We start from the raw sequence: 13,537 nt of genomic DNA, 5'->3' as shown, positions 1-13,537 counted from the left end.
GCACCACCGGTCACGCCGTATGGCACTCTCCGCACACCGGCGCAACAACGCCCCGCCGGGCCGGGGCCAGACGGGGCGCTGTTTATGCTCAGGAACTATACAAGTTGACGCAGCACGTACTGCAGGATGCCGCCGTTGCGGTAGTAGTCCGCTTCACCGGGGGTGTCGATGCGCACCACGGCGTCGAACTCGATCGGCGTCTTGCCCTCGCCCGACGCGTCGGTCGGCGTGGCGACCACGTGCACGGTCTTCGGGGTCGCGCCCTCGTTGAGCTGCTCGATGCCGGTGATCGCGTATTCCTCGGTGCCGTCCAGGCCGAGCGAGTCGGCGGACTGACCGGCGGGGAACTGCAGCGGGATGACGCCCATGCCGATGAGGTTCGAGCGGTGGATGCGCTCGAAACTCTCGGCGATCACCGCGCGCACACCCAGCAGCGTCGTGCCCTTGGCCGCCCAGTCGCGCGACGAGCCCGAGCCGTACTCCTTGCCGGCCAGCACCACCAGCGGGGTGCCGGCGGCCTGGTAGTTCTGCGACGCGTCGTAGATGAACGACTGCGGTCCGCCGTCCTGGGTGAAGTCGCGGGTGTAGCCGCCCTCCACGCCGTCCAGCAACTGGTTGCGCAGCCGGATGTTCGCGAACGTGCCGCGGATCATCACCTCGTGGTTGCCGCGACGCGACCCGTAGGAGTTGAAGTCCTTGCGGTCGACCCCGTGCGCGGTCAGGTACTGGCCGGCCGGGCTGTCGGCCTTGATCGAACCGGCGGGCGAGATGTGGTCGGTGGTGACCGAGTCGCCGAGCTTGGCGAGCACCCGGGCGCCGCGGATGTCCGCAACGGGCTGCGGCTCGGCAGCCATCCCCTCGAAGTACGGGGGCTTGCGCACGTAGGTCGACGCGTCGTCCCACTCGAACACCGCGCCGGTGGGTGTGGGTAGCGACCGCCACCGGTCGTCGCCGTCGAACACCGACGAGTACTCGCGGTCGAACATGTCGGTCGAGATGGACGAGTCGATCGTCGCCTGCACTTCCGAGGCATCCGGCCAGATGTCTTTGAGGAACACGTCGTTGCCGTCGGAGTCGGTGCCCAGCGGGTCGGTGTCGAAGTCGAAGTTCATCGACCCGGCCAGCGCGTAGGCGATCACCAACGGCGGCGAGGCGAGGTAGTTCATCTTGACATCGGGGTTGATGCGGCCCTCGAAGTTGCGGTTGCCCGAGAGCACCGCGGTGACCGCGAGATCGCTGGCGTTGACGGCGGCCGAGACCTCTTCGATGAGCGGACCCGAGTTGCCGATGCAGGTGGTGCAGCCGTAGCCGACGGTGTAGAAGCCGAGCTTCTCGAGGTCGTCGGTCAGCCCCGACTTCTCGTAGTACTCGGTGACGACCTTCGACCCGGGGGCGAGCGTGGTCTTCACCCACGGCTTGACCTTCAGTCCCTTGTTCACGGCGTTGCGGGCCAGCAGGCCCGCCGCGAGCATGACCGACGGGTTCGACGTGTTGGTGCACGAGGTGATCGCCGCGATCGTGACCGCACCATGGTCGATCGTGTACTGCTGCCCCTCGGGCGTGGTCACCGGGGTGGGCTTGGAGGCCGTGGCCGGCGCGTGCGAACGGTGCGAGTGATGGTGGATGCTGTGCGCGTCCTCGGGCGTGTTCGCGGGCGGGTCGGATGCCGGGAACGACTCGGCGACCTCGAGGTCGACCAGGTCGTGCTCGGCGTCGGCGTAGTTGAGCAGGTCCTTCTCGAACTGCTGCTTCGACTCGCTGAGCAGGATGCGGTCCTGCGGGCGCTTCGGGCCGGCGATCGAGGGCACGACCGTGGACAGGTCGAGCTCCATGTACTCGCTGAACACCGGCTCGACGGCCGGGTCGTGCCACAGGTGCTGCTGCTTGGCGTACGCCTCGACCAGGGCGACCTGCTCGGCGCTGCGCCCGGTCAGGCGTAGGTAGTCGAGCGTGACGTCGTCGATGGGGAAGATGGCCGCCGTCGAACCGAACTCGGGGCTCATGTTGCCGATCGTGGCGCGGTTGGCCAGGGGCACGGATGCCACGCCCTCGCCGTAGAACTCCACGAACTTGCCGACCACCCCGTGCTTGCGGAGCATGTCGGTGATGGTCAGCACGACGTCGGTGGCGGTGACCCCGGCGGGGATCTCGCCGCTGAGCTTGAAGCCGACCACCCGCGGGATGAGCATCGACACGGGCTGGCCGAGCATGGCCGCCTCGGCCTCGATGCCGCCCACGCCCCAGCCGAGCACGCCCAGGCCGTTGACCATGGTGGTGTGCGAGTCGGTGCCTACGAGGGTGTCGGGGTAGGCGCGCAGCACGCCGCCGACCTCGCGGGTGAACACCACGCGCGCCAGGTACTCGATGTTCACCTGGTGCACGATGCCGGTGCCCGGCGGAACGACCTTGAAGTCGTCGAACGCGGTCTGGCCCCAGCGCAGGAACTGGTACCGCTCGCCGTTGCGCTGGTACTCGATCTCGACGTTGCGCTCGAACGCGTCGGGCCGTCCGAACAGGTCGGCGATCACGGAGTGGTCGATGACCAGCTCGGCGGGCGAGAGCGGGTTGATCTTGGTGGGGTCGCCGCCCAGGTCGGCCATCGCCTCGCGCATCGTGGCGAGGTCGACGATGCAGGGCACGCCGGTGAAGTCCTGCATCACCACGCGGGCCGGGGTGAACTGGATCTCGGTGTCGGGCTCGGCGTTCGGGTCCCACGAGCCGAGGGCCTGGATCTGCTCCTTTGTGACGTTCGCGCCGTCCTCGGTGCGCAGAAGGTTCTCCAGCAGCACCTTGAGGCTGAACGGGAGCTTCTCGTAGCCGGTGACGGCGTCGATGCGGAAGATCTCGTAGTCGGTGCTGCCGACCGTCAGGGTGCCCTTGGCACCGAAGCTGTCAACCGTGGACACGTGTCGTCTCCTTCGTCGGCGGCGGAAGCGCAGGCGAACGCCCGCAGTCCCATCATTCCCCCGCACGCGGACCGAGACCAGTCAGGTTCGCCTTACCTGCGTCCGAGGGCCAATTTATCTTGATATCAAGATAAATGTATCACTCGTCGTGCGGTTCCTGTGCCGCCGCCGCGCCGGGGGCGGGCTTCGGGTACAGGCTGCGCACGGCCAGCCAGGTGACGGCGACCATCGGCGCGAACAGGGGCAGCCCCATGATCAGTTTGAGGGCGCCCAGGGCGGTGACCTGGTCGGTCAGAAACAGCGGCAACTCGACCGCCAGGCGCACCGCGAACAGTCCCGCCCAGGCGACGGTGAGCCAGAAAAAGACCCGTCGTTTGCGCGGCTGGGCACGCCAGCGCGTGCCCTCGTTCATCAGCCAGCCGACGGCCAGACCGATGATCGGCCACCCGATCAGCGCCGAGACCAGCATGGCCGTGCCGTAGACACCGTTGGTGACCAGACCGAGGATGAAGTTGTCGGCGGCCCGCCCGGTCCACAGCGCCAACGCGGCGGCGGCCGCCGTCGCGACCAGTCCGCCGATCGCGGCCGACGCGGTCGACCGGGAGATCAGGCGCACCGCGGTGAACACCACCGCAAGCCCGACCGACGCGCCCACCGCCCACCACAACCGTCCCTGGTGCGTGTGCGGGTCGATGGTCACGGTCCACACCACGACGAACACCAGCGTCGGCAGCACCGATTCGGCGATGCCGCGCCATCCGCCCATCGCATGCCAGACGACGTGGCCGGTGCCGGCGGACTGTGCCGGATCCAGCCCCGCGCGGCGTGCCGCCGCTCCCAGCGCGGCGCCGAGCAGATCGGATGCCGCCGGTTCGGGCCGCTGGTCCGGTGCCGGGGTGCCGGCGTCGCCGGTGCCGGTCACGCCGCTCCCGGCGCAGACGGCATCTTCAGCGGGATGAGGTCGCGCGGGGGCATCGGCGCCCCGCCGCGGACGACCACGATCGAGCGGAACAGGTCCTCGACCCGGGCCGCGGCATCCACGTCGCCGGTGGCGGCCCCCCCGATCACGCCGCGCAGGAACCAGCGGGGGCCGTCCACGCCGATGAACCGGGCCAGCCGACGCCCGGGCTGACCGTCGGGTCCCACCACCGGCACCTCGGCGAGCAACTCGGCCCCGAGCGGGCCGTCGCGCTCTTCGACACGGCCGCCCTGCTGACGCACCTGCTGGCGGATCTGCTCGCGGGTCTCGTCCCACAGTCCAACCGAACGCGGAGCGGCGAACGGCTGCACCTGCAGGGTGGATTCGGCGTAGTCCAGGCCGACGGCGACGATCCGCTGCGACTGCTCCTCGACCTCCAGGCGCAGGTTCAGGCCCTCGCGGGGCATGATCTTGATGCCGCCCAGGTCGATGTAGGGGCGCACCGGGTTGGCCTCGGCGTCGTCGAACGGCCCCGCCGTGGCGCGGTCGTCGGGCGCCGACTTCGACGCGCCCGGAGCGGGCGTGGCATCCGTCATGTGTGGTTCCTCGTCTCGTTGGTGTAACCGGTGGAGCCGAAACCGCCCTCGCCGCGCACACTGGTATCGAGCGCGTCGACGGGCACGAAGCGGGCACGGGCGACGGGCATCACGATCAGCTGCGCGATGCGGTCGCCGACGGCCACGTCGTAGGCCTCGGCGGTGTCGGTGTTCAACAGGGTCACCTTCACCTCGCCGCGGTAGCCGGCGTCGACGGTGCCCGGCGCGTTGACCACGGTGATGCCGTGCTTGGCGGCCAGCCCGCTGCGCGGTACCACGAAGGCGGCGTAGCCGTCCGGCACGGCGACGCGCACGCCGGTGCCCACCAGCGCCCGCTGGCCGGGCGCGAGGTGCACCGCCTCGGCGGCGACCAGATCGGCGCCGGCATCACCGGGGTGCGCGTACGACGGAAGCGCGGGGGCGATAATGGGGACGTCCACGGTTTCGGTCACTCCACGAGGGTAATGCAGAAGACATCAACGGGCGCTGCGGGCAGCGCCCTCACGTATCGGGAACGGCTCACCCCCTCGCTCTGGGCGATCGTGGGGGCGGCCGTGGCCGCCCCGATGGCGGCGATGGTGTTCGTGCCGTTCGACACCACCCTCGCGCTCGTCGCCGGCGGCCTGGTCGCGGTGCTGGTCATCGCGCTGATGCTCGCGGCGGCGCCGACGGTCGAGTTGGTCGACGGGATGCTGCGCGCCGGGCGCGCCCACATTCCGGTCGCGGTGCTGGGCCGACCGGAGGCTGCGACCGGTGCCGAGGCGCGGACGTTGCGGGGGCCGGGGCTCGAGCGCGACGCGTGGCATCTGATCCGCGGCGGGATCGACGGGCTCGTGCGGGTGCCGGTGACCGATCCGGCCGACCCCACACCGGTCTGGGTCGTCTCGTCGCGCACGCCGGACCGGCTGGCGGCCGCGATCCGCCGTGCTCAGCAGGCGGACCGCGACCTGGGTTGACTCAGGCCGAGCACTCGATGCAGATCGGGCCGGCGGCGTCTTCGTGATCGAGCTGGGAGCGGTGCTTGACGAGGAAGCAGCTCATGCAGGTGAATTCGTCCTCCTGCGGAGGAAGCACGACGACGTCCAACTCGAGGTCGGACAGATCTGCGCCCGGGAGCTCGAAGCCCGACGGGTTGTCGGAGTCCTCGACGTCGACCGAGCCGGACAGCTTGTCCGGCACGCGCTCCTTGAGGGCCTCGATCGATTCGCTGTCGTCCTCGTTCTTGCGGGGTGCGTCGTAATCGGTGGCCATTCCTGAAGGTCTCTACTTTCGCATCGTGTGGTGCCGGCGCCCGGGTCGGGGCGGCGATAGTTTGCATGACGCCGGACCATTTCGCAAATGCGGGCACGCATTCGTCCCATCCCGCTGCGACCCCGGTGTGGATCGCCCGGTGAAACAGGCGGCGCGCCCGCGATATTCCCGGTGACGGGCCCGGTGCATGCGAACATGGGCGCACACCGATCGAAAGGCGCGTTTCGCATGGAACAGCTCAGAGTCATCGGATCCGAAGACGACGCACTCGTCCTGGCCACCGAGACCGGTCAGCGCTTCACGCTGGTCGTCGACGACGTGCTGCGCGCCGAGCTCAAGCGTCGCGAACGCACTCGCGAGCGCGCTCAGTCGCAGGGGCCGCGCCCCAGTCCCCGCGACATCCAGGCGCGGGTGCGCGCGGGGCTCACCGCAGCCGAGGTCGCCGAGGCGCTCGGCATCACGGTCGAAGACGTCACCCGCTACGAAGGTCCGGTGCTGGCCGAACGCGAGCACATGGTCGGCCAGGCGCTGGCGGTGCCGGTGCTCGTGGCCGGCGGCCTGGACGACCCCGCTCCCACGTTCGGCGGCGCCGTGCGCGCGAAGCTGGCTGAGGCCGGAGCCACCGGCGAACGCTGGACCAGCTGGAAGGACGAGAACGGCTGGCACATCAAACTCGAGTTCACCGCGGGCGAGGTCGACCATGACGCCCGGTGGAGTTTCGACCCGCGCCGCAGCACGTTGTCGCCTCTGAACGGCGACGCGGCTCAGCTGTCGCGGCAGGGGTCGCTGCCCGAGGGGCTCATCCCCCGGCTGCGCGCACTCGACACCCCGCAGCCCAAGGACGATTCCCGGTTCGACGCCGGCGCGTTCGGCCCGCGCCGGCTGCAGGCGGATGCCGTCGAGGCGGCTGAGGCGACGCATCCGGCGATCGCCGCACGGGGCGCGGCACAGGATGCGGCGATCAAGCGCGCCCCGGAGCAGTCGCAGACCTCGACCGAGACGGCGGATCTGCTCGAAGCGCTGCGCCGCCGTCGCGGCCAGCGGGCGCCGTTGCCCACCGAGGAGCAGGAGCAGGCGGCGTCCGCCTCGACGCCGGTGGCACTGTTCGACGCGCTCGAGCCCGGGTACGAGCACGAGGCCGAACGGGAGGGCACCGACGACCGCGGTACGGCGGATCGCGCGGCTGCGCCCGGCGACCGCTCCCCCGCCTCGGACGCGCGACGCAAGGGCCGCACGGCGATGCCTTCATGGGACGAGATCGTGTTCGGCGCGCGCACCGACGACACCTGAGCTCCCGCGCGGCTCTCCGGTCGCGTGCCGCTTCGGCCGCGCGCCGCTCCGGTCGTACGCGTCGGATGCTCCACTGCCCACCGTCGCATCTTCTGAGACACACCCCGTGGCCGTGTCCCACAAAACGCGGGTTCCGGCCGCGCGAGGCCACACCTTCTGAGACAGGCCCCGGTGGCCGTGTCCCACAAAGTGCGGGTTCCGGCCGCGCGAGGCCACACGTTCTGCGACACGCCTCTTCGCCGTGTCCCACAAAGTGCGGGTTCCGGCACCGCAGGCCACACCTTCTGAGACACGCCCTGTGACCGTGTCCCACAACACGCAGGTTCCGGCCCCGCCAGCCCACACGTTCTGAGACACGCCCCGTCAGGCGAACGCGCCCAGCCGCACCAGCGGCACCACCCGTTCCTGCTCGGTGAGCGACCCGTGCTGGCCGATCATCTTCTGCGGGCCCTTGTCGTGCTCGCGATCGTCGTAATAGGCGATTCCCGCCCGGGCGGCGACGAGCACGTCCCCGATCCGGTCACGCACCCCGTCGGCGACGGGCCCGAACAGCCCGGCGGCGATGGCCTCGTCGCGTCCGAGCACCCAGGACCGGTGTGACTCGGCGGCCTGCCATACCTCGCGCAGCCGCCCGGCTCGGCCCGGCTCGGCGTACAGGTGCAGCATCCGCGGCTCGCCCGCCACGTGGCGCACGCCCTCCAGCAGCGGTGAGCCCTCCGGCAGCAGGACCTGGCGGTGCCGGGGCACGTCCACCATGCCGTGGTCGGCGGTGACCACCGCCCCGGCCCGAGCGGGCAGCGCATCCGCGAGGGTCCGCGCCGCGGCATCCACGTCTTCGAGCGCGGCCGCCCACTCGTCCGACTCCCACCCGTGCTTGTGACCGACGGCATCCAGATGCGGCGTGTACACGTAGACGAGGGCACCGGGATGCCTCGCCGCGAGGTCTGCGGCGATCAGTACGCGTTCGGCGGCCGAACCCGCCGAGAGCATCTGCGCCCCCCGCATCGTGGCGGCGGTGAACCCCGAACCGGTGAACACCGGCTTGGTCACCACGAAGCACGGCCGACCGGCGGCGGACTCGCGCGCCATGATCGGTTCCGCCCGCTGCCAGCTCAGCGGGTCGATGAGCCCCTCGTCCCAGCCCTTGAGCTGGTTGACGGTGCGGTCGTGTTCGGCATCGAGGGTGCGGTAGCCGACCACGCCGTGCGTACCGGGCGTGACGCCGGTGAGCAGACTGGTCAGCGCCGCCGCCGTGGTCGAGGGGAACACGGTGCGCGCCACGTCACGGCGGGAGCGTGCCTGGCTCAGGAAGCGGGCGTGACCGGCCCGGGCCGACAGGTTGTGCGCGCCCAGTCCGTCGGCCACGAGCACGATCGCCGCGTCGACGGGCGCGAACCACTCCGAGCGCGCGTTCAGGGCCGCGACCAGCTGCACGAGAACGTCGGTGAGGCTCCGGGCGTGCGGCGGGTCGGCCGGTAGGCTGGTGGTCATCGGGGCCAGTCTCGCACACGCGCCGGGCCCCGCCCGCCAGCCCGATACCCGGAAGACGCGCATGCCCCAGACCCCCTCGCCGTCCAGCCCGTCACAGGAGCGCATCGAGGACGTCGACGTCTCGTCCGAGATGCAGGGGTCGTACCTCGAGTACGCCTACTCGGTCATCTACTCCCGTGCCCTGCCGGATGCCCGGGACGGATTGAAGCCGGTGCAGCGACGCATCCTGTACCAGATGGCCGAGATGGGGCTGCGACCCGACCGAGGCCATGTCAAGAGCGCCCGCGTGGTCGGCGAGGTGATGGGAAAGCTGCACCCGCACGGCGACGCGCCCATCTACGACGCCTTGGTGCGCCTTGCCCAGCCGTTCACACTGCGGGTGCCGCTGGTGGACGGGCACGGCAACTTCGGCTCGCTCGACGACGGTCCGGCCGCGCCCCGGTACACCGAGGCCCGGCTCGCGCCGCCCGCGCTGGCGCTGACCGAGAGCCTGGACGAGGACGTCGTCGACTTCATCCCGAACTACGACGGCCAGTTCCAGCAGCCCGATGTGCTGCCGGCGGCGTTCCCGAACCTGCTGGTGAACGGGGCCAGCGGCATCGCGGTGGGCATGGCGACGAACATGGCACCGCACAACCTCGTCGAGGTGGTCGCCGCCGCCGTGCACCTGCTCGAGAACCCGGATGCCACCGTGGACGAGCTCATGGAGTTCGTGCCCGGTCCCGACCTGCCCGGCGGCGGCGTGATCACCGGGGTCGACGGCATCAAAGAGGCCTACCAGACCGGCCGCGGCTCATTCCGCACCCGGGCCAAGGTCGCCGTCGAGCAGCTCGGCCCCCGCAAGACCGGACTCGTGGTGACCGAGCTGCCCTACCTGGTCGGCCCGGAGCGGGTGATCGAGAAGATCAAAGACGCCGTGGGTGCCAAGAAGCTCACCGGCATCTCGGACGTCGCCGACCTCACCGACCGCAGGCACGGGCTGCGACTGGTGATCACGGTCAAGACCGGTTTCGACCCGAACGCGGTGCTCGAGCACCTGTACCGGCTCACCCCGCTCGAGGACTCGTTCGCGATCAACAACGTCGCCCTCGTCGACGGCCAGCCGCAGACCCTCGGCCTGCGCGAGCTGCTGCGCGTCTACCTCGACCATCGCATCCGTGTGGTGACCCGGCGCAGCGAGTACCGGCTGGCCCGGCGCCGCGAGCGGCTGCATCTGGTCGAGGGGCTGCTGATCGCGATCCTCGACATCGACGAGGTGATCCAGGTCATCCGTTCGTCGGACGACGGCGAGCAGGCCCGTTCGCGCCTGCAGGACGTGTTCGATCTGTCGCAGGCGCAGGCCGAGTACATCCTGGAACTGCGGCTGCGCCGGCTCACGAAGTTCTCGCGCATCGAGCTCGAGGCCGAGCGTGACCAGTTGAAGAAGGAGATCGACGAGCTGGTGCGCCTGCTCGGCGACGAGGCGCTGCTGCGCGGGCAGGTGGCGCGCGAACTGGATGCCGCTGCCGAGGCGTTCGGCACACCGCGGCGCACGCTGCTGCTGGACGGCGGCCCGGTCCGGCCGCGCACCGCGAAGCCGAAGGACGCCGATCTGCAGATCGCGGATGCGCCGTGCCGGGTCTTCCTGTCGGCGACCGGTCGGATGGTGCGTGCCGACCTCGCCGCCGATTCCCCTGCCGGCGGCATCGTCACCCCCACCCGGCGCTTCACGCACGACGCGATCCGCGCCACCGTCGACACCACCACGCGCGGTGAGCTGGGGGCGATCACCGACACCGGGCGGCTGGTGCGGTTCTCGCCGGTCGACCTGCCGGCGGTGCCCGGCAACTCGGTGCAGCCGGCCGCCGGCACCCGCGCCGACCAGTACCTCGCGCTCGGCAAGGGCGAGCACGTGGTCACCATCGTGCCGTTGGCCGACGAGCCGGCCGTCGCCCTGGGCACCGCGCACGGTGTGGTCAAACGCGTCGCCGCCGGCGAGATCGGCACGAAGCATGAGGTGGAGATCATCGCACTCAAGCCCGGCGACCGGGTCGTCGGGGCTGCGGTGGCCCCGGATGACGCGGAACTGGTGTTCGTCACCTCCGATGCGCAGCTGTTGCGGTTTGCGGCCTCGGCGGTGCGCCCGCAGGGCCGCGGCGCGGGCGGTATGGCCGGTGTGCGCGTCACGGCCGGGGAGCGTGTGGTGTACTTCGGCGTCGTGCCCGCCGACGCGGCATCCCCCGTCGTGGTGACCGTCGCCGGTTCCACCCAGGTGCTTCCGGGCGCGGATGCCGGCACCGGCAAGGTGTCGGAGTTCGCCGAGTTCCCGGCCAAGGGCCGCGGCACCGGCGGGGTACGGGCCCAGCGCTTCTTGAAGGGCGAAGACACGCTGACCCTGGCCTGGGTCGGTGAGGAACCCCGCGCGGTCGGCTCCGACGGCGGCATCCGTCGACTGCCCGAGGCTGGCGCGAAGCGGGATGCCTCGGGCTCACCGCTGGACGGGGTCATCGGCGCGATCGGCACGGCCGTCCGCTGACCGCCGCGGGCGCTCGCGGTCGCGCGGCGGTCGCGGCCGCGCCCGGCATCACCGGATCAGGAGAAATCACCGGCTCAGGACGATATCGCCGCGATCCTCCTGATGCGGTGATTTCTCCTGCGCTGGTGACGCTCGCGCCGGCCCACACCGAGCCCGGCCGGACGCTACGCGTCGATGCGCTCGCGGCCGCGCCGCACATCGCCGGATCAGGACAAATCACCGGCTCAGGACGATATCGCCGTGATCCTCCTGATGCGGTGATTTCTCCTGCGCTGGTGACGCCCGCACACGCCCACACCGAGCCCGGCCGGGCGCTACGCGTCGATGCGCTCGCGGCCGCGCCCGCCATCACCGGATCAGGACAAATCACCGGCTCAGGACGATATCGCCGCGATCCTCCTGATGCGGTGATTTCTCCTGCGCTGGTGACGCCCGCGCCGGCCCACACCGAGCCCGGCCGGGCGCTACGCGTCGATGCGGTCGCGGGCGAGACGGTCGGCGGAGTCGACGATGAACGACCGACGGGGTGCGACGTCGCTGCCCATGAGCATCTCGAACACCGCCGACGCGGCCTCGGCGTCCGCAACGCCCACGCGGCGCAGGGTGCGCCCGGCGGGGTCCATCGTCGTGGTCGCCAGTTGGTCGGCATCCATCTCACCGAGCCCCTTGTAGCGCTGCACCGGCTCCTGCCAGCGCCGTCCCGACTTCGTGAGCCGGGCGAGCAGGGCGTGCAGCTCCTGCTCGCTGTAGGTGTACACGGTCTCGTTCGGCTTGGACCCGGGGTTCACGATGATCACGCGGTGCAGCGGCGGCACCGCGGCGAACACCCGGCCGTCTTCGATGAGCGGCCGCATGTACCGGAAGAACAGGGTCAGCAGCAGGGTCCGGATGTGCGCGCCGTCGACGTCGGCGTCGCTCATCATGATGATCTTGCCGTAACGGGCCGACGACAGATCGAACGTGCGGCCGGAACCTGCCCCGATCGACTGGATGATGGCGGCGCACTCGGCGTTGGAGAGCATGTCACTGATCGACGCCTTCTGCACGTTGAGGATCTTGCCGCGGATCGGCAGCAGCGCCTGGTGCTCGCTGTTGCGGGCGAGCTTGGCGGTGCCCAGCGCCGAGTCGCCCTCGACGATGAACAGTTCCGAGTCGGCGACGTCGTTCGAGCGGCAGTCGACGAGTTTCACGGGCAGCGACGACGACTCCAGCGCATTCTTGCGGCGCTGCGTCTCTTTGTGCGCCCGCGCCGAGATGCGCGCCTTCATCTCGGCGACGACCTTGTCCAGCAGTTGGGATGCCTGTGCCTTGTCGTCGCGCTTGGTCGAGGTCAGCCGTGCGCTCAGCTCGCGCGAGACCACGGTCGACACGATCTGGCGGACGGCGGGGGTGCCGAGCACCTCTTTGGTCTGCCCTTCGAACTGCGGTTCGGGCAGCCGCACCGTGAGCACCGCGGTGAGCCCCGCGAGCATGTCGTCCTTCTCGAGCTTGTCGTTTCCGACCTTGAGCTTGCGCGCGTTCTGCTCGACCTGTGAGCGGATCGCCTTCATCAGGCCCTGTTCGAAGCCCTGCTGGTGGGTGCCGCCCTTGGGTGTGGCGATGATGTTCACGAACGAGCGGGTGACGATGTCGTACCCGGTCCCCCAGCGCACCGCGATGTCGACCTCGCAGCGACGCTCCACCTCGGTGGGGAGCATGGCGCCGGACGGCTGCAGCACCGGAACGGTCTCGGTGAAGGTGCCCGACCCGGTCAGCCGCCAGGTGTCGGTGACCGGGGCGTCGGGGGCGAGGAACTCGGCGAACTCGGAGATGCCGCCGTCGAAGCGGAACACCGACTCGACGGGGTCGAACCCCGCTTTGCTCTCGCGTTCGTCGCGGATCACCATCTCGAGCCCGGGCACCAGGAACGCGGTCTGCCGCATCCGTTGCTCGAGCTCGGTGAACCCGAATGTGGCGTCTTTGGTGAAGATCTGCGGGTCGGCCCAATACCGGATGCGCGTGCCGGTGACACCCTTGGCGACCTTTCCGACGGTGCGCAGCGTGCTGGCCTTCGCAAACGGCGTGAACGGGGCGTCCGGTCCGTCGCCGTCGAACACGCCGGGCTCGCCACGCCGGAACGACAGCGCCCACGTCTTTCCGTCGCGGTCGACCTCGACGTCCAGGCGTGCGCTGAGGGCGTTGACGACCGAGGCGCCCACGCCGTGCAGGCCCCCCGACGCGCTGTACGAGCCGGTGCCGAACTTTCCGCCGGCGTGCAGCTTGGTGAACACGACCTCGACGCCCGACAGTCCGGTGCGCGGTTCGATGTCGACGGGGATGCCTCGGGCCCGGTCACGCACTTCGACGCTGCCGTCAGGGTGCAGCACGGTGTCGATGCGAGTGCCGTAGCCGGCGAGGGCCTCGTCGACGGAGTTGTCGATGATCTCCCACAGGCAGTGCATGAGCCCACGCGAATCGGTAGACCCGATGTACATGCCGGGCCGTTTGCGGACCGCCTCCAGCCCTTCGAGCACCTGCAGATGGTGGGCGGAGTACTCAGCGGTCACAATCCTCAAGGATATCGGCCCGG

The 13,537-nt window shown here is 70.4% G+C and carries 10 protein-coding genes; 3 read left to right on the top strand and 7 right to left on the bottom strand.

Annotation, left to right across the window (positions count from 1 at the left end):
• Positions 1 to 95: 95 nt before the first annotated feature.
• From acnA to dut, 4 genes are all read right to left on the bottom strand, one after another.
• Positions 96 to 2,906, bottom strand: a complete 2,811-nt coding sequence (gene acnA, locus H577_RS0107965; RefSeq protein WP_029145520.1) for an aconitate hydratase AcnA — start codon at positions 2,904 to 2,906, stop codon at positions 96 to 98.
• A gap of 139 nt (positions 2,907 to 3,045) precedes the next feature.
• A complete protein-coding gene (locus H577_RS15580) occupies positions 3,046 to 3,828 on the bottom strand; it encodes a DUF3159 domain-containing protein (RefSeq protein WP_051191860.1) in 783 nt (260 codons plus the stop codon).
• Positions 3,825 to 4,421 carry a DUF3710 domain-containing protein gene (locus H577_RS0107955; protein WP_029145519.1) on the bottom strand — a complete coding sequence of 199 codons (597 nt, stop codon included), beginning with the start codon at positions 4,419 to 4,421 and terminating at the stop codon, positions 3,825 to 3,827. Before H577_RS0107955 ends, H577_RS15580 begins: the two co-directional genes overlap by 4 nt.
• Complete coding sequence (gene dut, locus H577_RS0107950; protein WP_029145518.1) at positions 4,418 to 4,873, bottom strand: dUTP diphosphatase; 456 nt, start codon at positions 4,871 to 4,873, stop codon at positions 4,418 to 4,420. The genes H577_RS0107955 and dut overlap by 4 nt, the downstream gene beginning before the upstream one ends.
• Positions 4,874 to 4,885: 12 nt before the next feature.
• On the opposite strand from dut, the gene H577_RS0107945 reads away from it, so the two are divergent.
• Positions 4,886 to 5,377: a DUF3093 domain-containing protein gene (locus H577_RS0107945; protein WP_029145517.1), complete on the top strand. Its 492-nt coding sequence runs from the start codon at positions 4,886 to 4,888 to the stop codon at positions 5,375 to 5,377.
• Position 5,378: 1 nt separating this feature from the next.
• On the opposite strand, the gene H577_RS0107940 is transcribed toward H577_RS0107945, so the two are convergent.
• Positions 5,379 to 5,672, bottom strand: coding sequence for a DUF4193 domain-containing protein (locus H577_RS0107940; RefSeq protein ID WP_029145516.1), 294 nt, complete (start codon positions 5,670 to 5,672; stop codon positions 5,379 to 5,381).
• 228 nt (positions 5,673 to 5,900) lie between these two features.
• Here H577_RS0107940 and sepH point away from each other — a divergent pair, with 228 nt between their 5' ends.
• Entirely contained in the window at positions 5,901 to 6,962 is a 1,062-nt protein-coding gene (sepH, locus tag H577_RS0107935) for a septation protein SepH (protein ID WP_029145515.1), read from the top strand.
• A gap of 363 nt (positions 6,963 to 7,325) precedes the next feature.
• On the opposite strand, the gene H577_RS0107930 is transcribed toward sepH, so the two are convergent.
• Positions 7,326 to 8,453, bottom strand: coding sequence for an alkaline phosphatase family protein (locus H577_RS0107930; protein ID WP_029145514.1), 1,128 nt, complete (start codon positions 8,451 to 8,453; stop codon positions 7,326 to 7,328).
• A 61-nt stretch (positions 8,454 to 8,514) separates the two neighbouring features.
• Between H577_RS0107930 and H577_RS0107925 the strand changes: the two genes are divergently transcribed.
• Positions 8,515 to 10,968, top strand: a complete 2,454-nt coding sequence (locus H577_RS0107925) for a DNA gyrase/topoisomerase IV subunit A (RefSeq protein ID WP_029145513.1) — start codon at positions 8,515 to 8,517, stop codon at positions 10,966 to 10,968.
• 464 nt (positions 10,969 to 11,432) lie between these two features.
• Here H577_RS0107925 and H577_RS0107920 read toward each other — a convergent pair whose 3' ends face one another.
• Entirely contained in the window at positions 11,433 to 13,514 is a 2,082-nt protein-coding gene (locus H577_RS0107920; RefSeq protein ID WP_029145512.1) for a DNA gyrase/topoisomerase IV subunit B, read from the bottom strand.
• Positions 13,515 to 13,537 lie beyond the last annotated feature (23 nt).

Source organism: Microbacterium luticocti DSM 19459, assembly GCF_000422405.1.
GTDB classification, from domain to species: domain Bacteria; phylum Actinomycetota; class Actinomycetes; order Actinomycetales; family Microbacteriaceae; genus Microbacterium; species Microbacterium luticocti.
Note: the sequence above shows the minus strand (reverse complement) of the source record. Positions and strands in the feature narration are given on the sequence as shown.